Source organism: Nocardia sp. NPDC051756 (genome assembly GCF_040681495.1).
Classification (GTDB): domain Bacteria; phylum Actinomycetota; class Actinomycetes; order Mycobacteriales; family Mycobacteriaceae; genus Nocardia.
In genome coordinates this window covers 14,305-41,120 of record NZ_JBFAYV010000020.1, presented here as the reverse complement: position 1 = coordinate 41,120, position 26,816 = coordinate 14,305, and the positions used below count along the sequence as shown (strand labels likewise).

Below are 26,816 nucleotides of genomic sequence, written 5' to 3'. Positions count from 1 at the left end.
GCGTCAGTGGTTACGGCGAGGCGAACTCCGCGCTCGGCGGGTGCCGCGGGCCGGGCCGATTGCTACCTTCCCGAACGTCGGAACCAGGGAATTCGGGAGTCGTCAGCGTGATGGAGTCAACGGCGATCGAGCCGCAACTGTGCCGGGTCTCGGTGATCGGCGACAACACCCAGGTGGACGTCGCGCTGCCGGCCACCGTCCCGATCGCCAACTTCATCCCGGATCTGGTGGCGCTCATCGCCTCTCGCAATCCGGACCTGTCCGAGAACGACGACAACAGCCCGCTGGCGGCGCAGCACTGGACGCTGAGCCGGCTCGGTCAGTCCGCGATCGATCCGGTGCGCACGCTGACCGAAGCCGAGGTGTTCGACGGCGACCTGCTGGTGCTGCGCGCGGTGGATTCGGTCGAGTCGCCCGCACTGTTCGATGACGTGATCGATGCGGTAGCGCGGTTGACCGACAACGCTTTTCGCGGCTGGACCGCAGAGTCGGCGGGACGAGCCGGTTTGGCCGGCGCGATCGCGGCGGTGACCGGCGCATGCTTCCTGCTGCTGTTCGCCGCGGCACACGGCTGGGGTGTCGCGGCCGGTGCGGCGGGGCTCGGCGCGGGCCTGCTGACATTGATCGGCGCTGCCCTCGTCGCCCGGATATACGCGGCCACCCTGCCTGCGACCGTGCTGGCATTGTGCGGTCTGCTGTTGATGGCCAGCGGCGCGGCAGCGGTCGTGCCCGGCCCGCTCGGTGCGCCCCACGTGCTACTGAGTTGCGCTGCCACCCTGCTGCTTTCGGTGATCGCGATGCGCGCGATCCGGGTTCGGCCGACGATGTTCACCGCCGTCATCACCATCGCGACGTTCGGCACCGGCGCCGCGGCCGCAGCGACCGTGTGGCAGGTGGCGCCGTCGAAGTCGGCGGCGGCGATCATCCTCATCGGCTTGCTCGGCATCACGCTGGCCCCGCGGATCGCGGTCGCCGCCGCCCGGTTGCCGGTGCCGCCGGTGCCGACCGCGGGCGGCGCGATCGATCCGCGCGATCACGAACCCCGGCCGACCATCGAGGGCATCGGGGCGATCGGCGCGACCTCGATCCCGTCGGCGGCCGGTCTCGGGCTGCGGTCCCGGCTGGCCAACGACTACCAGTCCGGGATGATCGTCGGCATCGTCGCGGTCACCGTGTTCGCCACGATCATGACGGTCGCCACGGCCACCGAACATCGCTGGCAGTGCGCGGCGCTCGCCGCGTCGGTGGGCATCGTGCTGGCCCGGCGCGGACGGGCCTTCTCCGACCTGACCCAAGCCTCGGTGCTGGTGCTGGGTGGTTGCGCGGCCCTGATCCCCCCGGCGGTGCTGTGGGGCGTCCGGTTGCAGGACGCGGCGCTCCCGGCGGCCGGTGTGCTGCTGCTGGTCGCGGCGCTGGCCATGCTGATCGGCGTGGCCGGGCCGAATCTGGAGATCTCGCCGGTGGTGCAGCGGGCGGGCGAAATCCTGGAGTACGCGCTGATCTGTGCGATCGGGCCGCTGACCTTCTGGATCATCGATGTCTACGCCATGGCCCGCAATGGGTGATCTCGGCCTGTCTCGACCATCCGGGTTCGCCACCGCCGCACTGACAGTCCTGCTGACCCTGTTGGCATCCGGTGCCGCACAAGGGGTTACACCGCCCGCGGTGGACCCGGGGCTGCTGGTCACCGGTGCCCCCGTCGCGCCGCCGACACCGTCGGAGCAGCGGCTGCTGTGCTCGCAGCCGATCTGGACCGGCTCCGCACCGGTCGGTGTGCCCGCGGTGCAGAAGGCGCTCGGTCTCGAGCGCGCGTGGGAATTCAGCCGGGGCGCAGGGCAAACCGTCGCGGTGATCGATACCGGAGTGAACCGGCATCCGCGCTTGACCGTCGAGCCGGGCGGCGACTACGTCTCCGATTCCGACGGCACCGCCGACTGTGACGGGCACGGCACCCTGGTAGCCGGGATCATCGCGGGTCATCCGGCTCCGGACGGAACCGACAGCTTCTCCGGCGTCGCACCCCAGGCAGCCGTGCTCGCCATCCGGCAGACCAGCCTGGCGTACCAGGCCAAGAACAATTACGGCAAAGAAGAACCCGGCGGAATGTCGGCCGGCGGTTACGGCACCGTCGATTCGCTGGCCGGCGCGGTCGTGCACGCGGTCGACCTGCGTGCCTCCGTCATCAACATCTCGGCCGTGTCGTGCCGCCCGGCCGGTACCGGCCCGGTGGACGGCGCACTGGGCGCGGCCCTCAAATACGCCTACGACCACAACGTCGTGGTGGTCGCGGCGGCTGGCAACGTGCAATCCCAAGGCGCCTGCAAGGACCAGAACGGCACTGCCGGTTGGGATTCCGTGCAGACGATCGCCACCCCGGCGTGGTTCTCCCCCTATGTGCTGTCGGTCGCCTCGGTCGAGGCCGACGGGTCGCCGTCGTCGTTCAGCCTGTACGGCCCCTGGGTTTCCGTCGCCGCACCGGGCAGCAATCTGATGTCGCTGGACAGCGCGCCCGGCGGCATCGGCCTGGTCAACGGCACGCCGCAGGCCGACGGCCGGGTGGCCCCGGTCAACGGGACCAGCTTCGCCAGCGCCTATGTCGCGGGACTGGTCGCACTGGTCCGGTCCCGCTTTCCCGAACTGTCGGCCGGGCAGGTGATGGACCGCATCGTCGGCACCGCGCACGCACCCGGCAGCGGTCACGACGCACGCATCGGCGCGGGCATGATCGACCCGGTCGCCGCGCTCACCGCGGTGCTGCCTGCCCCGACGGGCCACGATCCCGCGGCAGGCAAGCCGATCGCCGCCCCCACCCCGGCGCCGGTGCCGGACCCCTGGCCGCGGCGCATCGGAATCGCCGGTGCCACAGCCTGTCTGGCGGTGCTCGCGATCCTGCTGACCCTGTCGATTCCCTTCCGGCGCAAACAGCGCGAACGGCTCGCCCTGCCGGGCGACAACTGACGAGGATCAGCCATGAGTACGCAAGGTTTCATCCGGCTGGCCCGGATCGCGCCGCCGCGGCCGCCGGGCGGCGAGGTGGTGCTCAATGCGCCGCCGGAGATCACCGCGCCGGTGCCCGCCCCGCTGTGGCAGCGGCTGTTGCCGCTGGTCATGGTGGTCGCCATGGTCGGGATGATGGCGTTGATGTTCACCATGAGCGGCCGGGCCATGCTGACCAATCCGCTCGCCATGATGTTCCCGATGATGATGCTGATGTCGATGGTCGGCATGTTCGCCGGCCGCGGCGGAGGCGGCGGTAAGAAGGCCGCCGAACTCAACGAGGAACGCAAGGACTACTTCCGCTACCTGGACCAGCTGCGCCGCGATGTCCGCGGCACCGGCACCGCCCAGCGCGCGGCGCTGATCTGGAGCCACCCGCACCCGATCGACCTGCACGCGCTGATCGGCACCCGGCGAATGTGGGAACGCCGGCCCAGCGACCCGGACTTCGGCCACGTGCGGGTCGGCGTCGGCAGCCACCGGCTCGCCACCAAACTGGCTCGGCCCGAGACGGTTCCGCTCGAGGACCTGGAACCCGTGGCGACGGTGGCGCTGCGCCGGTTCGTGCGCACCCACTCGGTGGTGCACGGCCTGCCGACCGCCATCTCGTTGCGCGCGTTCCCCGCGGTCAACATCGAGGGTCCGCGCGAACACGGCCGGGCTCTGCTGCGGTCGATGCTGATGGAGCTGGCCACTTTTCACGGTCCGGACGCCATGGTGTTCGCCATCGTCACCGCCGACCCGGACGCCGAGGCCTGGCGATGGACGAAATGGCTTCCGCACCTCCAGCATCCACGCGATACCGACCGGATCGGCACGGCCCGCATGCTGTACGAGTCGTTGTCGGAGCTGGAGACCGCGCTGGCCGAGGAACTGCTCGAACGCGGCCGGTTCCTGCGCAATGCGCCGCCGACGCCGGGCCGGTTGCACGTCGTGGTGGTGATCGATGACGGCTACGTCAGCGGCTCCGAACGCACCATCAGCGACGCCGGTCTGGACTCGGTGACCGTGCTGGACCTGACCGCGCCACAGACCGGCCTCGCGGTGCGCCGGGGTCTACAGCTAGTGGTGGAGGAGGCCGTGATCGGCGCTCGCACCGGTGGTTCGGTGCAGAACTTCGCCGATCCGGACCGGTTGAGCCTGGACGTGGCCGCGACGTTCGCGCGCGGGGTGTCCCGCTATCGGATCGCCACCAGCGCCCAGATCGTCGACCTGGGCGCGGATCTCGGCGGCGACCCGGGACTGATGTCGATGCTCGGCATCGCCGACGCGGCGACCATCGAGCCGGACGCCGTGTGGCGGCCCCGGTCCGCGCGAGAGCGGTTGCGGGTGCCGATCGGCGTCACGCCCGACGGGACCCGGGTGGAGATCGACATCAAGGAATCCGCGGAGAGCGGCATGGGCCCGCACGGATTGTGCATCGGCGCAACGGGTTCGGGTAAGTCGGAGTTCTTGCGCACACTGGTCCTGTCGATGGTGACCACGCATTCGCCGGACCTGCTGAACCTGGTGCTGGTCGACTTCAAAGGTGGCGCAACCTTTCTCGGCCTCGATCCGCTGCCGCACGTGTCGGCGGTCATCACCAACCTCGAGGAAGAACTCTCGATGGTGGACCGGATGCGCGACGCCCTGGCCGGCGAGCTGAACCGCCGCCAGGAACTGCTGCGCGCGGCCGGAAACTTCGCCAACGTCACCGAATACGAGAAGGCCAGGGCCAACGGCGCGCAACTCGATCCGCTGCCCGCGCTGTTCATCATCGTCGACGAGTTCTCCGAATTGCTGTCGCAGAAGCCGGATTTCGCCGAACTGTTCGTGATGATCGGCCGGCTGGGCCGTTCGCTGCGGGTGCATCTGCTGCTGGCCTCGCAGCGGCTGGAGGAGAACCGGTTGCGCGGCCTGGATTCACACCTGTCCTACCGGATCGGCCTGCGGACCTTCTCGGCCGGTGAATCGCGGCAGGTGCTCGGCATCACCGACGCCTACCACCTACCGGGCAACCCCGGTGCCGGTTACCTGAAGAGCGATGCCTCGGATCCGTTGCGCTTCAACGCGACCTACGTGTCCGGCCCCTATGTGCCGCCGGTCGCCGGTCGAGCGATCGGCGCGCCGACACCGACCTCGACCGGGGTCGTCGACCTGTTCACCGCCGCCGTCGCGGTCCGCGCGCAGCCGAGTGCCACCGAGGCGGCGCCGGTCGAGGTGGAGCTGCCGGATCTGGCGGCGCTACTCGCCGAGACCCCGCCGGCCGGGCCGGAGCAGTCGCTGCTCCAGGTGGTGGTCGGGCGGCTGACCGGGCACGGCAACCGGGCGCACGAGGTGTGGCTGCCGCCCCTCGACGTCTCCCCCAGCGTGGACATGCTGCTGCCCGAACAGGATTGGCGTTCGGCGAGCACCCAGCAGAGCACGCTGTGGCTGCCGATCGGCATCGTCGACAAGCCGTACGAGCAGAAGCGCGACGTGCTCACCATCGATCTGGCCGGCGGCCAGGGCAATGTGGCGGTGGTCGGCGGACCGCAGTCGGGCAAGTCCACCACCCTGCGCACCATCATCATGGCCGCGGCCGCGACGCATACTCCGGAGCAGGTGCAGTTCTACTGCCTAGATTTCGGCGGCGGCGCGTTGTCGGCGCTCAACGGCCTGCCGCACGTCGGTTCGGCCGCGGGGCGGCTGGAAAGCGACCGGGTCCGCCGCACGGTCGCCGAACTCAGCATGCTGTTGCGCCGCCGCGAGGCCCGCTTCCTCGAACTCGGCATCGAGAACATGCGCGCCTTCCGCGCGATGAAGGCCGAACTCGCCGAGCTGCCTGCCGACGAGCGGGCCGCGCATCCGCTCTCCGCCGACCTGTTCGGCGACGTCTTCCTCGTCATCGACGGCTGGGCCGCCTTCCGCGAGGAGTTCGAGTTGGTCGAAGGCCAGGTGCTGGTGCTGGCCGCGCGCGGGCTGTCCTACGGCATCCACCTCATGCTCGGCGCGAACCGCTGGGGCGAGATCCGCCCGGTGGTCAAGGACCAGATCGGCACCCGGATCGAGCTGCGCCTCGGCGACCCGTCCGACTCCGAGATGGATCGCCGTGCGGCAGTGGGGGTTCCGATCAACCGCCCCGGCCGCGGCATGACCGCGGAAAAGCTGCACATGCTGATCGCGCTGCCCCGATTGGACACCGCCGTCGACCCGAACACCCTGGCCGACGGCGTCACCGCGGCGAAGGCCGAACTGGCCGAGCTGTACCCCGGCCGCCGCGCGCCCGCGGTCCGCATGCTGCCGCTGGAACTCGACCGCGAACAGGTGCTGGAGACCGCACGGGCGCAGGACATGCGACTGGACCACCGGCGGGTGCTGATCGGGCTGAGCGAATCCGAGCTCGCGCCGCTGGTGCTGGACTTCGAGGAGCAGCCGCACCTGCTGGTCTTCGCCGACGTCGGCTGCGGCAAGACCACGCTGCTGCGCAATATCGCGCAGGGCATCGTCGAGAATTCCACGCCGGACCAGGCCCGCATCATCCTGGTCGACTACCGCCGCACCATGCTCGGCGCGATCGAAGGTCCGCACCTGGCCGGCTATTCGACCTCGGCGCAGACCTCCGTGCCGACGCTGAAGGAGGTGGCCGGATTCGTCTCCAAGCGGATGCCGGGCACCGATATCACGCCGACCCAGCTGCGCGAGCGCAGCTGGTGGACCGGGCCCGAGGTCTATGTGATCGTCGACGACTACGACATGGTCGCGTCGAACAATCCGCTGCTGCCGCTGATGGATCTGCTGCCGCAGGCCCGCGACATCGGCCTGCACGTGATCATCGCCCGCCGCGCCGGTGGTGCGTCCCGCGCACTCTACGACCAGGTGCTCGGGCCGCTGAAGGACATGTCGGTCGACGGCCTGCTGATGAGCACCCCCAAGGACGAGGGCGTACTGCTCGGTGACGTGCGACCGGCGCAGTATCCGCCCGGTCGCGGCGTGCTGGTGTCGCGGACGCGCGGACGCGAGCTGGTCCAGATCTGCCACCTACCGCCGCCGTGAACGACCGAGAGAAGCGGATACCTGATATGGACGAATCGAACGTTTCACCACCGCAGGATGTTTCGGCGTGGATCGTGGCCGAGCGTGGCGACGGCGCCCCGGTGGTAGCGGTCGGTCCGGTATGCCTGGTGGTCGACCACCGCGATGTCGACGCCGCCGGGCGATACACCGTGGCGCCGGCGGATCTGCCGGTGCTGCTGCTGGATTCGCTGCTCGCGCGCCCAGGCTTCCGGCCGCGCAACGAAGCCGCGCCGGAAGGCCTGTTGAACCCGCGGCAGCTCGCCGAAATGTGGCGTCAGGCCACCGAATACGAGCACGGCCGCGGCTGAACACCGCCGCGGTCTGCTCAACCCTGAACGGGCAGTGCCTGTTTGACCGCGCCGGCCAGCAACCGCATCGACGCGGGAGCGCCCGGATTGATCAGCACGTCGATGCCCTCCTCGGGCAGCGCGTCGGCCAATTCCGTCATCGGCACCTCGGTCCAGCGCGCGCCCTCGACATGCTGCCGATGGGTCGCGGCGGAGGTGACCAGGACGCACGGCACGCCGTCGGGTGCGGCGGCGACCACCGGATCACCGTTCGCGTCGACCGCGACACCGACCACCGCGTCGCGCAGCGTCGACATCAGTTGCGCGGCATCGGCTTTGCCTTCCGTCACCAATTGGAGGGTCGCATCGACCGGGTCAAGGGCAACACCGTCCTCGACCGGCCGGTAGTCCGGGTTGGCGTTGAATTCGCCGACCGTGCCGTCCGCGTCGACGAACCAGCCGCCGAGCACCGCGTGGGCCGGCGGGCGCTCGTCCGGTGCGGCCGGTTGCCACGCCGGATCGATCAGGAACAGCCATTCGGCGCCGGTGTTTTCGTCGGACTGCTGGTCACTCATCGGTGGACCTCTCTCTAGGACGCCGCATCCGCACGCCGAACAGCGTGCTCGCGGAATACGAAGGGGATGAATGGATCGTGCCCGTCGCGGGCGGGTTCGCCTGCGGTATCGCGATGTCCCCTGGCTGGTTCTGCACCGGCCCGGCCACCGGATACCTGGTGTTGCCGTACTGGTATCCCCTGCCCTGGAAATACGATATCCAGCCGGCGTTGTTGTGCGCGCCGATCATGCTCAGATCCGGCAGCCGCACCGTCGGGGTCGACATATCGACTACGGACGTGTGGACCACACCCTGCGACGCATAGATTCGATGGTCCGGGAAGTGCACCCGCATCGCATCGGCGAAACCGGCACCCGCCTCCCCCTTCGCCGCTTCGCAGGCCACCAGGACAAACGATTTCGCGGTCCCCGGATTCAGCGTCCCCGAGGTCAGCGCATCGCGGAATGGCTGGGCGGACTCCACGATCGCGGCGAAGGTCGGGCCGTCGACAATGATGGACACCTTCGATTTCAGGCGGATCTGGAAATGATCGGGTCCCGCGTGCGCGGAGATATAGACGGGACCGTTGCGGCCTTCCCGATATTCGCGCTGCCAGGGCGCGGGGACGACCTCAGGGTGCGCATCGGCCCCGCTCAGCGCGTTCTGCCGGATGCGATCGCCGATCGCGAGCATGTCGGTTTCGTCCGCGCCCATGCGGATCACGTTGTCGTGGCCGATCTCCGTTTCCGCCCACAGCTGTGCCCCGCGCAGGTCGTTCTTGTGATGGAACGAGACACCGACCGTCTCACCCCGGTGGTTGAGCAGCGGATGCGTCTGCACATCCTTCGCCTCGAACTTCACCACGTACGAGCCGGGCGTGACGCCGAGCAGGGGATCCTCGACGAGCATCCGTCGCAGCGTGTGCAGGCGGGCCCGCCACTCGATGGGGTGGGTCATATCGGTGGTCGCGAGGTCACCGTCGGGGGTCTCCTCGCCGGTGGAATCGCTGTCGTAGACCTCGTCGTCCGAGCCCGAATGAATCACCGATGCCGAAACTACTTCGGGGACAGCAGGATCGGTCCGGGTGATCGGGAAGCGGGTTCTGGGATAATTGGTGCCGCCGCCATCGAAGTAAGACACCCATCCGTGATCGCGGACCGCGCCGAGCAGGCCTACGCCGGCCTGGCCGGCGACATACGTCTGCACCGACCCTTGGGACGCGTAGATGCGGCTCTGTGGGAACGACTCGTGCATCGCCTGCGCGAAATCCCGCCCGGCCGGCCCCGCCGCGATCTCGCAGGCGACCATGACGACCGACTTCGCCGGATCCGCCGCCATCGCGTCCCGAAACATCGGAGACGCCTTGATGATCGAGGCGAAGGTCTGGCCATCGACCGCGACCGCGTTGCCCGACCGGAGCTGGACCTCGAAACCGTTCTCGGCCGCGTGCACGGAAATGTAGAGTGGCCCGGTTCCCCCATTCTGGTATTCGCCGGCCCATGGGGCCGCGGTCAAACGGTCGGGCGTCAGCTTGGCCGGGTCGCTCATCACCTCGGTGAGGTCCGTCTCGTCGGACCGCATCCGGACAACCCGGTCGTGCCCGTTCGCGGCGCTGCCCCACCCGCGCAGCAGGCGCAGCTGAGACTCCTCGTGCAGGAACGTGATCCCGATCGTGCGTCCTTGGTGATCGAGGATCGGATGTTGGGTCAGCTTCTTGGCTCGGAAGGTATATACGTCCGTTTGTTCCGTGGCGCCGAGCAGCAGGTTCTTGTCGAGTCGCAGCCTGATCGTGGCGAAGCGCCGTTTCAACTCCAGCGGATGGGTCACGTGCGCTACCGCGAGGTCGTCGGCTGCCGCGGAATCGGTGCGTACTTGCGCGCCGGAGCCGGAATCCTCGTCGTCCGCGGTCGTCCGCACGAGGCTGTCGAACGGCTGCGGCAACTCGTCCAATCCGAACAGGGCACGGGCCCCGGACCCACTCACCGTCAGCTTGCCGAACTTGTTGAGATGCTCCAGGTTCACGTGCACCACGCCGCCGGCGTCGTGGCGGATGCCGGACAGCGGCGCCGGGGTCTCGGTATGGCTGCCCCACGGATTGCGCAAGGTCAGCGCCACCGGATTGCCGGGCGCGTCGCGTTCGACGCCGAGCACCGTGTACGCGTGGCCGCCGACCAGTCCGGGCACCAGAGCCGTATCGTCTACTCCCCAGGGTCGCGTGCTCAGCATGACCAAATCGCCACGGTCGAGCGCGAATTGGACTCGATCGGCGACCGGGCGCATGGTGGCGGGGTCGAGCAATCGGTTACGCCACGCGACCTCGCGACCGGTGTGATCGACGAGGGTGTCGATGTGGGCTGCCCAGCGGGTTCGCTGATCCGCGCTCAAGTGACGGTCGAGGAAACGGCGAAAACCCGTGGCCGACGCGGGATTATCCGGCCGGATCTGCCGATGGAACTCCTGCACGGCCCGGCCGGCGTCACCCTGTGTCTCGATCAGCCGCATCACCAGGTCGGCATCGGCACTGTTGCCGACGGGATTTCGCTCGCGAGCGATATGCGCCAGCAACTCGGTTTCCCACGTGCTGTGCAGGGCGGCGATCGTGCGCGCGAATTCTTCGTCGCCCGAGGCGAATCGCGTGTAGGCGTCGGTGTCCATCCGCATGGGATGCAGGAAGTAGTGGTCCATCACGGCGCGGGACGGCTGCGATCGCAGGCCGCCGAACAGGTTGGCGGGCTGGAGGGTTCGGGCGGCGTCGACCGGATCGCCACCGTCCAGTCCGGCGTAACCTTTGTCCCCGGCGAAGACCGCGTACGCCTTCTCCAGCATGGCCGGCCACAGCACACCGAGATGCGCCGCGTTGCGCGCACTTCCGTCCGCGTCGACGTAGAGATCCTTGGTGACCCGTTTCCACACCGGCGCACCGTCGTGATCGAAGAACCGCACCGCGACGGAATCACCGAGGTCCACCATCATCTCGGGGATCGGCTGCCGCGAACTGCGCGCCAGCGCAATCATATTGGCGACGAAGAAGCAGTCACCCAGGCGGCCCTGCCGCACATCCGCCTCGAGCGGGCCGTGTTCCGCGTGCCACAGCGGGCCGTCGAAGGCGCGGAGTCCGGGTAGCGCGACGCCGAGGAGCCGGCGCGGCAGCGTGCGCCATGCGGTCGCCGGGTCGGTGGCTTGCGGATCCCGGAACATCGTCCGGGTGAGATCGGCCGTCCCGTCGGCGTTCTGGGCGGGTTTCACCGTGATCGAGGAACCGCCGGGCAGCCACTGCGCGCGACCGGCGCCGCCGTCGAATCCGAGGCCGGGCAACGTCAGATAACAGTCTGTCCCCCAGGGGAACAGTCGTTTCTGCACATGGAAGGCCTGATCGAGCAGACCCTCGCGCACCCAGATCGGGTCGACATCCGTCTTCTGGTCGGACGGAACCAATCCGACGTACTCATGGCCGGTGTCGGGCTGGGTGAATCGAGTGCCGAGCACCCGCCATCCTTCGTCGACGCCGAGCGGGTGCGCAGTGCCGAACGGGTCGATCAATACCGTCCGATCCTGGGGAACGGCGCCCGCGACGGCCGGTGCCGCGTGCCGCGGCAGTGCGAGCAGGGTCGCAATGTCCGGCACGCCGGCGGGATGCGCTGCCGGAGCGGTGTTTTCGGCGGAAATGGCGGTCGGGCTCGGTGGGCGGAAGAGATCGACGAGCGCGTCTTCGCTCAATCGGACGCCGGATTCGCCCGGCTCGTCGGCGAACAGACCGGCCGCGGGTGCGGGGTGCCGGGCATCGTCGGACACGCCCTCGAGGTCGGACAGCTCCTCGGTGCTGGTCCCGTCCCGCACTGGACGTCCGCGTACCGCTCGATCGAACGCGTCGTCGAACACGTTGCGCGCGAACCACTGCCGCAACTGCGCGTCGCCCGCCTGAGCGTCGGCACTGCTGAGGTACTCGTCGTCGGGTTCGCTGTTGTGCGCTCTCGCGGCCCCGGTGGGTTGGTCTGTTCTGGCCCTCCTTGTGGTGCCGGAACCCGTCAGACCGGTGTCCGCCTTGACCGTGCTCTGCTGGATTTCCGCAGAGTCGTCCGACCGAATCGTCACCCAGCCCTTGTTGCGGTTCACACCGAGCGTCGCGAAGGTCTTGCCTGCCTTCTTCGCGCTGACCTCCACGGTCCCGATGCCGGCGTGTACGTCGGCGTTCGGCAGCAGATCACGCATCGCTCCCGCGAAATCCGCCGCGGCATGTTTCTTTCCCGCTTTGCACGAGATGAGCACCAGCGACCGCGGCGACTGCGCGCCCTCCTGCATCGCCTGCTGGAACGGGACCGATGCTTTGACGATCTTGGCGTAGTTCGCGCCGTCGACCTGGACCGTCTTGCTGGTCCCGTTCGCTTGCCGGATATCGACGCTGAATCGTTCCGGCGAAGCATGCGCATCGATGAAGATCGGGCCGGGTCCACCGTTGTCGTAGTCGGCCTTCCACGGCGCGTCCACGACGTCCGTGCCGAAGTCCAAGCGGCGCTTGGCCACATCCTCCACGGTCTGCCCCGCGTCGGTCAGCACGACCTTGTCCTGACCCGATGCCGCGCGCGCCCATTTCACCGCCTCGCGCTGACCGGCGTCCTTGGTCACGAACGACACTCCGATCACCCTGTCGTGCTTGTCCGGCAGTTGCCGGCTAAGCACGTCCGAGGCCTCGAAGGTCAGGGGGCGCTTGCTCTTTCCCGACTCCCCCGCTATCGAGGTGGCCGACGCGGGCTGTGTCGTGTGCACCTGCGGCCCAACAGCGCTGGCGGACATCGGATCTGTCGCGGGTGCGGCAGCGGAGCGAGCGGTATTCGTCACGGTGAGCGTGCGGTCGACCCCCGACGGCGTCCGGGCCGCGGCGGTCGTGGTCGCGGTGGCGGAGTCGTATCTGGTCGACTCGTCCACTGTCCGAACGCCATTGCCGTCGAAGGCTACCCAGCCGGCGTTGTCCTCAGCCGCGAGCAGCCGATACCGATTGTTCGGCGCGTTCTGGAAGTTCATCGAGGACATCGACACCGTGCCGCTGGACGCGTGCACCGTTGCGGTGGGCAGCATCTCGTGGATGGCGGTGGCGAAATCGGGTGCGGCCGCGCCCTTGGCCGCGTTGCAACACATCAGCACGACCGAGCGGACGACGGCCGGGTCGGTGCCGAGCGCGTCGTGGAAGGCCGGGGACTCCTTGATCAGCCGCCCGAATGTCGCACCGTCGACGTCGAGTGTGGTCCCGGTCTTCAGCCGGATCTCGAACTTGTTCTTACCCGCGTGCGCGTCGATGTAGACGGGTCCCTTGCCGCCCGCGCCGTATTCGGCGGCCCATGGGGCGGGGACCACCTCATGCCCGATCCTGGTTGTGCCGTCGAAGGCTGCTTGGCCCTTCTGACCCGGTTGGGTGCGCACCACCTTGTCTTGCCAGTTCTGTGCCTCCGCCCACCGCGTGCTGGCGTCGATCTCGTGCGGAACGTGCTTGAAGGACACGCCGATCGGCTGCCCGTCCGCTCCGATCAGCGCCCGCGACACGACGTCGGTCGCCTTGAACTTGACCGACTTGTGTAGGAAGTTCTCGCCGCTCAGCACATCGTCGCCGCTCAGCAGCAGCGACCGCAGGTGGGTCTTGAAGCCGAGCGGATTGCTGACCGAGCTGTCCACGATGGGGTCGACGTCACCATGCGTGCCGGTGTTCGTCACCGCCGCGTCCACGACGACGCCGGGCGGACTCACCACATCCGCCCTGCTCGGGAACGCGCCAGCCGCGTTGTTGCTCACCGCCGCCGACGAACGGACCGTCGAATTCGCCGGGGCGGTGGAACCCTCGTACCGCGTGTTGGCATGCGAGGTTCGAGAACCGTCGCTGCGCAAGGTCTCCCAGCCCGCGTTGTTGTCGCCCGATACCAACCGGGCCCGGGTATCCGGCGCGTCGCGCGACCACTTGGTGGACGTGGTGACCACGCCACTGGACGCGTGCACGTCGGTACCGGGAAAGGTCTCGTGCAGCGCCGCGGCGAAATCGGGAGCCGCCGAACCCTTGGCCGCCTTGCAGGACAGCAGCACCACCGAACTGGGCACGTCGGCGGCGGCACCGGTCCCGAACGTGTCGCGGAATCCCGCGGACGCCTCCAGGAGTGCGGCGAAGGTCCGGCCGTTCACCTCGAGGGTGGTCCCGGTCTTCAGCCGGATCTCGAAGGTGTTCGAGCCCGCGTGGGCATTGACGAAGAACGGGCCCTTGCCCCGGTTGGCGTACTCGGACGCCCACGGCGCGACGGCCAGTTCGTGTCCTTTCCTGGTGGAGCCGTTGAAGACCGCCGCGCCACCCTCGCCGGGCCGGGTGCGCACCACTTGGTCGTGCCACAGCTGCGCGCCCGCCCAGCTGGCGGCGTGCTCGATCTCGAACTGGACGTGCTTGAAGGAGACGCCGATCGTGCGGCCATCCGGTCCGATCAGGCTCTGCGACACGACATCTTCCGGCTTGAACCGGATCGGCACGTTCAGGAAGTTCTTGCCGCGCTGCGCATCGTCGTCGCCGAGCAACCGCAACGAATTCAGATGCGACTTCCAGCCGATCAGCGGGTTGCTGACCGCCGGGTCCGATTCCGTGGCGGTGTGGGTCACCACGTCACCGATGACGTCGGCGGGAGCCACCGCACCGGCCCGGCGCGCGAAGAAGTCCGCGAACTCGTGCGGAACGACCAGCTCGTCGTCTGCGGAACGAAACACCTTCCACGGAATCCCGTTGCGGTGCAGCAGGTCCTGAACTTCCTGATCCGGATGCATCGGGAAGACAACGTGATCGATGTCGGCGACCTCGACCCCGCCGTGCACCTGCGCCTCGACATACCGCCACTTCTCGAAATCGGGATGCGCCAGGTCACGTCCGAGGCCGACATGCGCCGATGGCAGCGCGGCCCGCTTGGGTTGTGCGTAGACACCGAAGGATTCGGGCAGCGGATGCTCGAGCGGCGAGGGATAGGTACGCATCTGGTCGGCGATCGAATCACCGACACAGGCCGTGGTCCGTGCGCGAACCGCGGCCTTCAGCACCACCTGGACCTCGCCGTAGTTGGACAGGTAGTCGTCGGATTGGCGGCGTGCGGGCCGCTCCTCGCCCATCCGCACATATCCGTAGACGGCGCGTTTGCCGACCGGATGACTGTGCTGGTCGTGGCCGAACCAGCGGTGCTCGAGCAAGCTGCGGCTGTTCATGCCCTCGCCGGTGTCGCCGTGGTCGAAGGCCGTTTTGAATCGCCCGTCCCGCAGCACGTCGACGAGGGAGTCTTCGGTGACGCGGATCGCGACATCCTTACCCGCGAAAGCGGTTTCGAGCTCGGACACCATCCGGGTGCGCAGCTCGTCCAGCGAAAGGCCTTGCTGGTCCGCCAAATCCTGCTCGTGCCGGTCGATGCTGCCGAGCTGTTCGGCACGCGCGACGGCGATCTGCTGCTCGTCGGGAGGCAGCTCCGCGAAGTGAGCGACCAACTGCCCCTTCAGTTCCTGCTGTTCCCGCCGAAGGGTGGCGAGCGACTCGTGGTCGGCTCGATCCGTCTGTTTGATCGTCTCCGCGATGGTCGCGAGCTGCTTGCCCAATTCCCGGCTCTGCGGATCGGCCAATTTCACCTCGGACAGCGCCGCGGTGTCCGGTGTGGCGGCGATCTCACCGAGATGGTTGCGCACGCTCGTGTCGGTGTCTGCCACAGACGTTTCCAGGTCCGGGAGCTTCGGCTTGCCGTCCACGTCCGGCCGGTGCACGGCTACCGGCGCGGCCTGGCTCCGCTCGACGAGCGAATCGGCAAGCGCGGCAACGCTGTTGGCCTGCTCGGGGCGGGAGTTCCTGGCTTGCAGCACCGGAGCCAGGTCGGCCAGCTCGGTCTCCGCCGCCTGACGCGCCCGTAGCCCGGCATCGCGGGCGGCCAGCGCCGCGTCGTGGTCGTCGCGTGCGGCGTCGAGGACGGCGCGGTTGGCCGGAGTCGGCGCGGCCTGGTGCGCGGCCTCGGCGAGCTTTTGCGTCTCCTGCGTCGCCTGGTACTTCGTGTCGAGAGTGGCGTGCTCCGTGACCGCGTCGGTGTAGCGGATGATGGTCAGGGCATGCTCGGGCGCGTGCGCGAACAGTGCGTCGTCGGCGGCCAGGTAGTACCGGACGCTGCCTTCCTGCCCGGCCCGCGCGGCCCGGTTCTCGGCCTGGATGTCGATGTCGCGCAGGTTCGACTTGCTCGTCACCGTCACATGCAGACCACCGGCCTCGCTGACCGCGTGACTGACCGGAATGTCGACGCCACGGCCACCCTGCCGGTTGATGATCAAGACCTTGCCCAGTTCGCCTGCGCTGTCGAAGATCTGCTGTAGTCGCGCCTCCGCGTGCTCGCCGTGGTCGAGGAACCATTTCGCATCGACCGCGATATGGTCGACGTTCGCCTTGGTCAGCAAGGCCGACAGCTGCGCGACCTCGCTGTTGCGGTTGGCGATCACCAACTGCGGGCGGGCGGTCGGGCTGTGTTCCGCGGCGATATCGTCGGCGATCATCTGGTGTTTCGCCGCTTGGTCGCGGGCCATCGACGCGTCGAGGATGTCGAGTCTCGACTCCTCGAAACGCGGGATCCTCACCACGTCGGTCATGCCGTACTTGGCGACGAGTTCGTGCGACACGCCCTCGGCGGTGCCGGACGCGCCGGTCAACGAGTCGTAATTGGTGTCGGAGAACATCTCCTTGGCGGTCAGGCTGCGCGCGCCGCCCGAATCGTTGCGGATAGTCAGTCCGTGTTTGGCCTCGACGGCCTGGGCCAGGCCACCGTTCCAGCGGCTCTCCGTGGACGTCTTCGGATCGAACATCACCTTGTGCGTGGTCTGGTCGATGATGAAGACCTTGTTGTTCGCCTTGTCCACGATGTAGTGGTCGTTTTCGATGAACTCCCAGCGGGCCGACGCGGCCGATTCGATCCGGCGCACCGCGTCGTCGAGCTGTTTCTGGCGCTGCGCCTCGGTCAGCGTCCGGTCACCCGGCTGCTCGCGAGCCAGCAGTTCCTTGACCGCGGACCGGCCGTCCTCGGTCAGCTTCGCCGGTCCACCCACCTGGTCGGCGGTCCGGCCGAAGTGCGCCGGGGTCAGGTCGCCGGAGGTCAGGCGCTGATCGAGGAAATCGCGGGCGTGCGCGACGCGTTCGGCGACGTCGTGTGCGGCCGGCGCGGCCGCGCCCTCGGAGAGGATCCAGGTGGTGTCGGCATGCACCAGTGCTTCGTCGATCTCGTCGAGCACGGCGATGCGGCCGGGCACGACCTTGTCGCGCAATCGGCCGAAGCCGGCGTCGTTCAAGGTGCCGATATTGATCGTCGGGCGTTGCGGCGCTTCGGCATCCGCACCGGTCGGGCCGCCCTCCGGGTTCATCCGGCCGACATCGAAGCCGTACGGGCGCAGGACGTCGTTGTAGAGGCGGAAAGCGTCGTTGGCCAGGGTGTCTCGCGTGGTGAACACCTGAACCGGCTCGCCCGCTGACGCTTTGAGCATCGCGTCGGCCAGGAACGCCAGCGTCTTGCCCTCGCCGGCGTCCATGTTGATCGGGCCGTGGCGCATCGCCATGACCGCCATGACCTGGGTCCAGCGCAGAGTCTTGCCGGTCTCGCGGCGGACCACCTCGACCGCGGCCGTCACCGCCCGGTGATACTCGGCTACCTGGGCCGGGTCTTGCGCATTGTGATGGATGCTGCCGGACAGGGCCTCCTTCAGGTCGTCGCGGGTGACTCCCGCCCATTCGTCCGGCTTGTACGCGTCGAGTAGGTCTTTGGCATCGCGCTCGAAGTTCGGCGGATCCGTCGGCGCGCGATGCGGTGGCGGGTCCGGCAGGTCGGCGTGCTCAGGCTTGGGTGGTGCGTCGTCGTGGTCGGGCTTGGGTACTACGTCGTCGTGTCCAGCCGGAGTCCGCTCGGCCGCGGGCGGCCAGCCCTCCTGCTCCGACGGGGTGTACTTGCGCCCGTGCTGGTCGAAATGCGCTATGCCATCATAGTTTTCGCCCAGCGCGGCTTTGATCCGGGCGGGCGACGGGTGGTACGCGCCGGCCCAGTCGAAGACCGACGCCAGCTTCCCGTTCACGAACTCGGCCTTGAAGGCCACGTACACCCCGGCGTTGTGGAACGCCTCGTGCTGTAGATCGCTGACGTACCAACGACCTTCGTGATCGCCGACGACGGTCCGCATGACCGGGGCGGTGCCCGCGGCCCATCGCTTCAGTACCGGGCCGGTGCGCGGCACCGGGGTGTGCGGCGTGCCGCCGTCCTCGCCGACCATGTTCTTGCCCGGAGCCGACTGAGCCTTACCGTTTTTCGGTGGCGCTTCGTCGGTCTTGCCCGACGCCGAAGCGCCGTCGTCGGACTTCTTCGGTGGGGCTTCTTCGACCCTCGACCAGTGTCCGTCCTCGATTTTGAAGAGGTGTGCGGACCTTTCGTTTTCGTTCAGCCGGTACACACCGCGGGACAACGGCTTGTCGTAGCCGGGTGACGGAGCACCATCGTGGGCCGGCGGTGTGTCGCCGGGTTTCTTCTGACCGAAGCCGTCGCGCATCGGCAGATCGGTGCCCTGCACCTGCCGGAACGGCTCCCGGTCGTCATGCGGTGACTTGCTGCCCCGCAGCAGATCCAGGGTCTGCTGGAAACCGACGACCTCGCGCAGGAACGCACGGCCGCCCGGCCACACCGGGCCCAGGAGGTCCGCCTCGACGCGGCGCCAGCGGGCACGACCGGTGTAGCCGTCGGCCGTGTGCGCTCGGGCGTTGACGGGATCGGTGGCGCGGGCGTGGTCGCCGTCCTTGGCCGCGCCGCTGCGTTGCGGCGGAGTGGCCGACTTCGGATCGGTTGAGTGCGGGGGCGAATTCGGTGATTTGGCCGGCTCTTTGGTGGAGTTCGTGGACTTGTCGCCGCTGCTGGATGGCTTGTCTCCAGGGTTGGGCTTGTCGCCGGCGTTGGGCTTGTCGCCGGCGTTGGGCTTGTCGCCGCCGTTGGTGGTCTTGTCGCCGGTGTTGACCGACTTGTCCCCGGCGTTGGGCGATTTGTCACCGACTGGGGACACGTTGTCACCGCCACTGGGCGACTTGTCGCCGCCGAGGGGCGCGGAACCCTCTGGCTTCGGCCGACTTCCGGACGCCGTCTGCTCCGGCGTCGAATGGATCTGCGTCTGCTGGGTATCGGGTTTGGCGACCGTGCTGGCAGACCGCTGCGTCTGAACGTCGGGAACGCTACTGCTGCTGGATGTATCGGACATCCGAGGTTGTGCGCGCTGGTCGGCGCCGACCTGCGGGCGGCTGGACGACGTAGACGAGTCCGTCGGCCTCGGCGATGTCGCCGGTGCCGCACCCTTGACGTCGTTCGTCGTTGTTCGCGCATTCTGCGGTTGTGCGCCGGCCGCCGCCGCGGCACCCGGCTTGGCCTCCGTGGCGGGAGCCTGATGCGCGGCCGCCGCCGCGTTCGAATGTGGTTGCCCCGCAACGCCAGACGACGTTTGGTCGTTGACCGGTCGCTGTTGGTTGTCCGCACCGGACGTACCGTCGTGCGCGCGAGGCGACGTGCTGTCGGTATGCGAGGACGAGGTGTTGTCGGTGTGCGACGGCGCGGAACTGTCGCGCGCACCGGAGCGCCCACCCTCATTCTGCGTGGACCGCCCATTGGACGAGTTCTCGGCCGTCTCGTTGCCGTGAACCGATGGCGCACTCGACTTCTGCGTCACGCCCGCGCCCTGATCGGCGCCGCCGTTCGAACCGGTTCTGCCGTTCGCGTTGTCGCCGTTGGCCTTCGAACCACCGGCGCCCGCCGGCTCGTGCACCGGCGCGGCACCCGATCCGGAAGCCTGCGGCCCCTCCCCCGGCTTTACCGGCGGACCGCCCGCCGGAAGCTTGGTGCCCAGATTCCCGGTCTCGGGCAGGTCGACATGAACCTTCGCGCCGGACGCGCGCCACCCGCGCGCGCCCCCGCTGAACGCACCGGCCGCGCCCGCGCCCAGCATTCTGGGGTCCAGTTCGAACGGACCGCCGTTGAGCGCCAGGTTAGCGACACCGCCGCCGACCATGCCGCCGACACCACCGGCGCCACCCTGCACCATGCCGGTCAACAGCTGCTGCCAGCGTTTGTCGAACTCGGTGCGGGTGATCTTCCCGCCCATGAACTTGAACAGGTCCCCGCCCAATTTGCCGAACGCCGCACCGAACGCGCCACCGAGCGCACCGCCGACCGCGGCCTGCCACAACGCTTTACCATCGAAACCGTCGCGGTGATGGGCGGCCATCTGACCGAGTTGGATGAGGATGTTCAGGATCATCTGCTGGCCCATGGCGTTCAGCGCGGCGATGACCATTTGCATCATCAATTTCTTCAACCACTGGAACACCACCTGGTACCAGGTGATCAGCACGACCTCCTGGGCCGGTGCGGTCACGGGCGACAGCCAGGCCAGCGCGATCTCGTAGATCAGCTGCACCAGGCCGACGACGATCATGATCTTGTTTTCCTGGATCGCGCAACCGACCTTGTCGCACGATCCGGCCAACTGCTTCATCGACTTCGCGATGGCCTGCAACGACGCGGTGTCCGACTCTTCGGTCAGGTGCTTCAGCGTCTGCACCATCGACGAATTCATCTCGCCCGCAGACGGATACGCGGCCAAGATGTCCTTGACCGCGTCCTCGATACTGGTCACCACCCCGGACAACTCACCGGAGGCGTCCGACCACGCGTCGGCGAGCGCGAACATGCCGTTCTCGCTGCCCTTGGGCCACTCGCTACCGGCGACGTAACTCAGCCAGTGCAGTTCCTCCGGCAGGTTGATGTCGGACTGCGAGACCGCGTCGGGCACGGACATCAGCGCTCACCGGCCCGCCGGTCGGTGAGCGGCCACGACTCTTCCGTACCGGCCGGCTCTTCGACCTCCGGCGCGGGCGAAGCGGGCTTGCGCCGCTTGCCTTTTCCATCGGCCGGGCCGCCGCTCTGCGCTCCGGGCGGTACTCCCGGCATGCCCGGCGGCATCATCCCGGCGCCAGGCATGGCAGCTCGCGACGGCACGCCACCCACGCCGTTCTTGCCGGCCAGCTTCTCGCCGTCGAATGCCGAGGACGGCAGGCGCGTCTGCGGAATGCCCGGCACCCCGCCGGCACCGCTCTTGCCGCCGAGGCCCGGCACACCCGACTTGTCTACCGGCGCACCGGTTATCGAGTCGAGCGACGGCCGGTACCCGTTCGGGCCGAGCGGGCCGAACAACCCGCCGACCCCCGGGTTGAGCGCCGCATCGAGATCCGCCCCGTCCGACCGCGGGGAAAGCCCAAGCGGATCAATGGAACTCCCCCGTTCGGTGCCGGGTGCCGAAGAGAAAGCGGGCTTTTCGGGTTGACCATCGCCCGGACCCGTCGCCCCGCCCGGCAAGCCGACGCCGCCGGGGTTCGACCCGCCCGGATTAGATCCACCGGCATTCGACCCGCCCGGTTGCGGGATATCCGGTCCGCCCGGCTTCGGCCCGCCACCCGAGCCTTGATTCTCCTTGGTCGGCGGCGGCGGACCCGACGAATTCTTGTCCCCGCCGTCCTTACCGTTGTTGTTCCCGCCGTTCTTGTCCTTGTTGTCGTCACCGGTCTTGCCGTGATTCGGATCGGAACTGAGCGGACCCTTGTACGGTCCCGGATTGCCGTGCGCGTCTTCGTCGACGTAGTTCTTCAGCATCCACTCGGCGTAGAGATCCTCGCCGGCCGAGAACGCCTTGCCCGCTTCCTGAATGGTGGCACCGTAGTTGATCAGTAACTGCCCGAAGACCGGGATCGCACCGGACGCATCGGATCCGGTGCTCGCGTTGCCGACCACCGAATCCACCGCGGCCACATAGCCGGACGCGCCCTCCGCGAACTGCTTGCCCAGCTTGTCGTCGCCCCACGGCTGGCCGAGCGACTGCAGGTTGCTGTGCAGCTTGTTCAGAATGTCGAACAAGCCGTTGGCCGCGCTCGGCAATTCGGCGAGCTTCTTGCCCTTGTCGATCAGATCCGCCGGATCGACGCGCACAGCGGGCCCGTTGTGGTCAGGCGGTGGTGTCACAGCGCCATCGTTGGTGTTACCGGTCAGCGATGTCGTGTGGTGACACCAGAGTTCACCGCTTCTTCAGCAGTTCACCCGCCGGTAAGGTTGGCGAATCGGCCGCTGCGGCAGGCAGACTCGCCGTCACGATCAGGCCGTGCGGCTGCGCGGCGTCGACGAAGAACAGTCCGCCGTGCTGCGCGGCCAGGGTCGCGGCGATCGGCAGGCCCAGCCCGGAGCCCCCGCTGCCTGCCTGTGCGCCGCGGAAAAAACGCGTGGTGAGCCGGTCGATCTCGTCCGGCGACACCCCGACCCCGGTGTCCTCGACCGCGACGACCACCGACTCGCACTCATGGTTCACGGTGACCGTGGCCTGCGTACCGCGTCCGGCGTAGCGAGCCGAATTACTCAGTGCGACATCGAGAATCTGGGCGAGCACACCGGACGGAACCGTTGTTTGCGCCGCGTCGACGAGCGGCCGCAGGGTCAGCGTCATGTCGGCGCGGAGGAACGCGTCGTGCCAGGCCTGGACCCGGTCCGCGGCGACACCGACGGCGTCGCAACCGGCCACCGGCGGCGCGTGCCGATCCGACTTCGCCTCGGCCACCGCCGAAGCCAGCAGACCGTCCAGCAGCGCCGTCAGCCGGTCTACCTCGCCGACGACGCTGACGAAGGTGGCCGCCGCCCGGTCCGCGGCGATCATCGGTTGCAGCGCTTGCAGCCGGACCGCAAGCGCGGCAAGCGGATTGCGCAACGAGTGCGCGGTGTCGACCACGAGTTGCCGTTCGGCGGCGGCCAATTCGGCGACCGCCCGGGTCACCGTTTCGACGCCGACCGCCAATTCCATGATCTCCGGCGGTCCTTCGCTGCGCAGCCAGGACCGGCGCGCCGCGGCGCGTTGCGCGGGCAGGGTCGAGGTCAGCGCGTCGACATCGCGCAGCAGTTCCGACACCGGCCGCAGAATCCAGCCGGAGACGACCAGTGCCAGACCGCCGAACACCAGCAGGGCCGTCGCGGTGACGCAGACGAGTTGGATCCAGCGGTCGGTGATTTCGGTGCGGGTCGCCGCGGTCGCGATGTCGATGACGACCACGCCGCCGGCCTGCGGCGGGGTGCCGATCGGCTGCGCGACGAACATCGGCTGCGTGCTCCACGGATACAGCGGTTGCGTGGGCACGATCCAGTGACCGTCGCCGACCGCCGCGCGCACCTGCGCGTCGCCGCGATCGACCCGGATGTCGCACATCACCGTGCCGTCGGCCGCGATCACCAGGACGCCGTTGCCGCTGCGGTCGGAGTAGCTCTGCGCTTCGTCGTTGAGGCTCGCCGGATCCGTCGCGGCCAGCACGCCGAATCTATTGGCGTCCTGGATCCGGTCGATCACCAGGCCGCGGGTCCGGCTGAATGCCAGCTCGTAGCCGATCCCGATGGCGAAGCAGGTCATGCAGATCGCCGCGAGCACGGTGAACGCGGTCACCAGACGGACGCGCATCCGGCGGTCTCCTCACCGAGCCCAGCGGTAGCCGAAGCCGTGGATCGTGGTGATCAGGCCGGGCCGGTTCAGCTTGGCCCGCAGCGCGCCCATGTGGACGTCGAGTGAACGCGAGGTGGACGGCGTTTTCTCGCCCCAGATCTCGTCCATGATCTGCTCGCGCCCCACCGCGGCGCCGGCCTGCTCGACCAGTACCCGCGCGACCGCGAATTCCTTCTGCGTCAGCGCGACCGCCTCGCCGGCCACCTCGACCTGGCGCGCCGACAGATCCACCCGCACGTCCCCGGTGACCACGACGGCGGTACAGGACCCGGTGGCCTGCCAACGCCGCACGGCCACCTCGAGCCGGGCGGCCAGCTCGCCGACGCGCGGCGGCTTGACCATGTAATCGTCCGCGCCGGCCCGCAGGCACGAGACCGCCGCGAGCTCGTCGCCCTCGGCGGTGAGCACCACCACGGGAACGGTGCTGACCTTGCGCAACTGGCGCAGCACGAGATAGCCGTTGACATCGGGCAGGCCGAGATCGAGGACGACGGCGTCGTATCCGGTGTGCGAGGTCAGCAGGTCGAGCCCGTGGGTCAGGTGGTCGACGGTGCCGAAACCGTGGGTCCGCAGGCCATCGATGACCGCAGCTGCCACACCCGCGTCATCTTCCACCACCACCACACGCACGACCCGATTCCTTCCGCAGTCCAGACTCAACCTGGCCAGGTCGTGAGACTACAGCAGGCGACGGTGGACGCCGTCGGGCAACGGGCAGGTGAACGTCGTTGTCGGAGCTGGCTTTCGGCGCGCGATTGTGCTTCAGGCGGTGGCCCGGCCGGCGTTGAGGCGGGAGTCGGCGGCCTGCATCGGCCCGACCACGATGGGCGGGAATCCGGCCAGCCGCGTGGCCGGCGGCAGGCTGGGGAACCGTTTACGCAGATTGCCCAATTGCCGGTAGAGTTCGCGCAATTCCTCGTGCAGCACGCGGAGTTCCTCGTGCAATTGCTCGGCCTCTTCGATGAGCCCCGCCTGGAACAGCCTGCCCTGCTCGAGCTGCGCCCGTTCGGCCCGCGACTTCGCCAGGGTCTCCTCGGCCGACGGCCGTGACGTGGACGAACGCGCCGCGGCGGTCCGGCTGCCGCCGGTGCGTCGTCGGCGAACGGGAGTGCCGGTGTCGGAATCCTGCATGGCAAACCCAGCCTTTCGATAGTTCAGGTGACAACGTGCCGAATAACTCGATCGAATCGAGAGCAACTCGGCATAACGCTGAACCGAAATTATGCGCGCCCTTCGGTAACCGTCAAATCATCGCCGTAATAATGGGACTCGACTTTGGAATTCGAAGATAACTTTCGCATCATCTTTAGAATTCCTTGAGAAGCCGTCACATTCTTGATGATTCGCGCCTATGCCCGTTTCGGTCTCCGCGCCCGCGCGACCGAAACGAGTATCGCGACCACCATGGCGGCGACCACGCCGATGATGGCGAGCAACCCGTGCCGGTAGCCGGCCAGGAAGGCGTTCTGCACGGCGACGGCCAGCGGCTCGCCGGCCGAGGCCGCCGCGGCCACACCCTTACCGAGCGGATCCTGACTGACCGCCGCACCGCCGTGCGCCAGCAGCTTGGCCGGGATGACGAAGTGCGCGCGGTAGCCCCGGTCGACGAGACTGCCCACGATCGCCAGTCCGAGCAGACCGCTGACCTGCACGACGATCATCTGCGCCGCCCACGGAATCGCGGTGCGGGTCCGCGGCAGCGCCGCGCTCATCACGTCCAGCGCGATGCTGAGCACCATGGCGAAACCGACGCTCGTCACCGCCACCATGGCCACGAGCGGGCTGAGTTCACCCTGGGTGCCTGCGGTCAAGCCGATCGCCAGACCGTCCACCATCGCGGTCAACCCGATGACGATCGCGGCGACCACGCAGCCCTGGCGCTGCAACGCCGAACCGGCCTTCGCACCGATCGCGGTCGCGACGCACGCGGGCAGGAAGATGAATGTGCCTGCCACGATGGAGCTTCGATCCCCCATCGCCTGGAGATATTGAATGGTCAGGAAGACGGCGCCGAACAGGGCCAGGATCGCCGTCGCCAGCGCCGCCATCGCGAGCCGCACGCGCGGGTCGGCCCGCAGGCAATCGTGCGGGAGCACGCCGCCGCGCCGGACCTGCGCCGACACCGCGGCCAGCAGCACGCCGGAGATCAGCGCGGCGCCGAACGACGGTGACGTCCAACCCCAATAGGGGGCTTGGATCAGGGCGAGCGAGACCAGGCCGACGCCGAGCGTCACCGTGATCGTGGCCGGCCAGTCCACCGGGCAGGCCGGGTCCGGCCGGACAGCCGGGACGAACAGCACGGTCCCGATCAGCAACACCACCGCGGTGAACCCCAGCCCCGCCACCACGCGCGGCCACACCACATCGTTGAGAATCAACCCGGCGATCAGCGGAACGACGGTGACACCCGCCGCGCAACAGCCCGCCCACAACGTGACGGCCCTGGCCCGTTCACCCCCGGGTTCGCTGACCAGCACCAGGATGGACAACGTCGCGGGCACGATGACCGCCACCCCCGCGCCCATGAATATCCGGGCCAGGAGCAGCGGAATCGAGGTCTGTGCCAGCACCAGATGCACACCGGATCCGATGAGATAAACCAGGAAGCCGCCGACCAGCACCCGCTTGGCTCCGAGCCGATCCACCAGCGCGCCGCCGACCAGCAGGAGCGCGATGAAGGCCAGGACATACACCTTGGGAATCCACAGCGAGGTCTGCAACACCGGCCGATCGCCCAGCTGCTGCAACAGCGTCGGCACCGCGATGCTGTGCGTGGAGGTGTCCTCGCTGATCAGAAAGCCGGTGCCGCACAAGACCAGCAGCACCAGTCCACGACGCCGGCCGGACAATCGGAGCGGCCCTGCCTGCGTGCTCGTCCGGCCCTCTTCGCCCCCGCGGCCCGAACGGTCGATCTCCAGTGTCATGCTGTGACCTTAAGTCCGGGCACGGCTTTCTACCGCCCGCGTCGAACGATCCGCTCGCCCAGTGCGATCCGCTCAGCGGAGTTGATCGCGCAGCGAGGCGACCGCGGCCAGCAGGTCGGCCGGCTTGGGCGCCGCGCCGCGATCGACGGCGACCGGGGCCATCAGTTCTTTGGTCTGTTCCGCGAGATCGAGCACCGCTTTACCGGAGGCCTCGGTCACCGCGGCGGCGATCTCGTCGTAGTCCAGGTCGCTGATGTCGGCGCCGAATTTGATATCGATGGCGATGCCGTCGGCATTGACGGTGACCCGGACCCGGCGGCGTTCGGCGGTGCCGGTGGCCACGAGTTGCGCCCATTCCGCTTGCAGGCGGGTCATTTCGGCTATCTTGGTGCGGAAATCGTCGACGGCACCGGCGAATTCGTCGTCCATGCGGAAAGTCCTCGTC

At 68.5% G+C, this 26,816-nt stretch carries 12 protein-coding genes; 4 read left to right on the top strand and 8 right to left on the bottom strand.

Annotation, left to right across the window (positions count from 1 at the left end):
• Positions 1-110: 110 nt before the first annotated feature.
• The 4 genes from eccD to AB0M22_RS44240 are packed head-to-tail and all read left to right on the top strand — an operon-like array spanning position 111 to position 7,340.
• Complete coding sequence (eccD, locus tag AB0M22_RS44255; protein WP_364739680.1) at positions 111-1,565, top strand: type VII secretion integral membrane protein EccD; 1,455 nt, start codon at positions 111-113, stop codon at positions 1,563-1,565.
• Positions 1,537-2,958, top strand: a complete 1,422-nt coding sequence (gene mycP / locus AB0M22_RS44250) for a type VII secretion-associated serine protease mycosin (protein WP_364739619.1) — start codon at positions 1,537-1,539, stop codon at positions 2,956-2,958. The genes eccD and mycP overlap by 29 nt, the downstream gene beginning before the upstream one ends.
• 12 nt (positions 2,959-2,970) lie before the next feature.
• The gene (gene eccCa, locus AB0M22_RS44245) at positions 2,971-7,011 is read left to right on the top strand and encodes a type VII secretion protein EccCa (protein WP_364739616.1); all 4,041 of its coding nucleotides are present in this window, start codon (positions 2,971-2,973) and stop codon (positions 7,009-7,011) included.
• Between the two features lie 26 nt (positions 7,012-7,037).
• Positions 7,038-7,340, top strand: coding sequence for a hypothetical protein (locus AB0M22_RS44240; protein ID WP_364739614.1), 303 nt, complete (start codon positions 7,038-7,040; stop codon positions 7,338-7,340).
• Between the two features lie 17 nt (positions 7,341-7,357).
• On the opposite strand, the gene AB0M22_RS44235 is transcribed toward AB0M22_RS44240, so the two are convergent.
• The 8 genes from AB0M22_RS44235 to AB0M22_RS44200 all read right to left on the bottom strand — a co-directional run bounded on the left by AB0M22_RS44235 (position 7,358) and on the right by AB0M22_RS44200 (position 26,800).
• Positions 7,358-7,894 carry a type VII secretion system-associated protein gene (locus AB0M22_RS44235; protein WP_364739611.1) on the bottom strand — a complete coding sequence of 179 codons (537 nt, stop codon included), beginning with the start codon at positions 7,892-7,894 and terminating at the stop codon, positions 7,358-7,360.
• On the bottom strand, positions 7,887-20,717 hold the full coding sequence (locus AB0M22_RS44230) for a hypothetical protein (protein ID WP_364739608.1): 12,831 nt from the start codon (positions 20,715-20,717) through the stop codon (positions 7,887-7,889). Before AB0M22_RS44230 ends, AB0M22_RS44235 begins: the two co-directional genes overlap by 8 nt.
• A complete protein-coding gene (locus AB0M22_RS44225; protein WP_364739606.1) occupies positions 20,717-21,934 on the bottom strand; it encodes a hypothetical protein in 1,218 nt (405 codons plus the stop codon). Before AB0M22_RS44225 ends, AB0M22_RS44230 begins: the two co-directional genes overlap by 1 nt.
• Positions 21,935-21,986: 52 nt before the next feature.
• Positions 21,987-23,405, bottom strand: a complete 1,419-nt coding sequence (locus tag AB0M22_RS44220; RefSeq protein ID WP_364739604.1) for a HAMP domain-containing sensor histidine kinase — start codon at positions 23,403-23,405, stop codon at positions 21,987-21,989.
• A 12-nt stretch (positions 23,406-23,417) separates the two neighbouring features.
• Positions 23,418-24,077 (bottom strand): response regulator transcription factor, encoded by a 660-nt coding sequence (locus AB0M22_RS44215; RefSeq protein ID WP_364739603.1) that lies wholly within the window; start codon positions 24,075-24,077, stop codon positions 23,418-23,420.
• A 132-nt stretch (positions 24,078-24,209) separates the two neighbouring features.
• Positions 24,210-24,578, bottom strand: coding sequence for a hypothetical protein (locus AB0M22_RS44210; RefSeq protein ID WP_364739600.1), 369 nt, complete (start codon positions 24,576-24,578; stop codon positions 24,210-24,212).
• A 218-nt stretch (positions 24,579-24,796) separates the two neighbouring features.
• The gene (locus tag AB0M22_RS44205) at positions 24,797-26,371 is read right to left on the bottom strand and encodes an MFS transporter (protein WP_364739597.1); all 1,575 of its coding nucleotides are present in this window, start codon (positions 26,369-26,371) and stop codon (positions 24,797-24,799) included.
• 72 nt (positions 26,372-26,443) lie between these two features.
• On the bottom strand, positions 26,444-26,800 hold the full coding sequence (locus tag AB0M22_RS44200) for a YbaB/EbfC family nucleoid-associated protein (protein ID WP_364739594.1): 357 nt from the start codon (positions 26,798-26,800) through the stop codon (positions 26,444-26,446).
• Positions 26,801-26,816 lie beyond the last annotated feature (16 nt).

Excerpts from the sequence above, each read along its gene's own strand:
- AB0M22_RS44210 (WP_364739600.1), bottom strand. The coding sequence starts at position 24,578 with ATGCAGGATTCCGACACCGGCACTCCCGTTCGCCGACGACGCACCGGC.
- AB0M22_RS44205 (WP_364739597.1), bottom strand. The coding sequence starts at position 26,371 with ATGACACTGGAGATCGACCGTTCGGGCCGCGGGGGCGAAGAGGGCCGG.
- AB0M22_RS44240 (WP_364739614.1), top strand. The coding sequence starts at position 7,038 with ATGGACGAATCGAACGTTTCACCACCGCAGGATGTTTCGGCGTGGATC.
- AB0M22_RS44220 (WP_364739604.1), bottom strand. The coding sequence starts at position 23,405 with ATGCGCGTCCGTCTGGTGACCGCGTTCACCGTGCTCGCGGCGATCTGC.
- eccCa (WP_364739616.1), top strand. The coding sequence starts at position 2,971 with ATGAGTACGCAAGGTTTCATCCGGCTGGCCCGGATCGCGCCGCCGCGG.
- AB0M22_RS44230 (WP_364739608.1), bottom strand. The coding sequence starts at position 20,717 with ATGTCCGTGCCCGACGCGGTCTCGCAGTCCGACATCAACCTGCCGGAG.
- mycP (WP_364739619.1), top strand. The coding sequence starts at position 1,537 with ATGTCTACGCCATGGCCCGCAATGGGTGATCTCGGCCTGTCTCGACCA.
- AB0M22_RS44235 (WP_364739611.1), bottom strand. The coding sequence starts at position 7,894 with ATGAGTGACCAGCAGTCCGACGAAAACACCGGCGCCGAATGGCTGTTC.
- eccD (WP_364739680.1), top strand. The coding sequence starts at position 111 with ATGGAGTCAACGGCGATCGAGCCGCAACTGTGCCGGGTCTCGGTGATC.
- AB0M22_RS44200 (WP_364739594.1), bottom strand. The coding sequence starts at position 26,800 with ATGGACGACGAATTCGCCGGTGCCGTCGACGATTTCCGCACCAAGATA.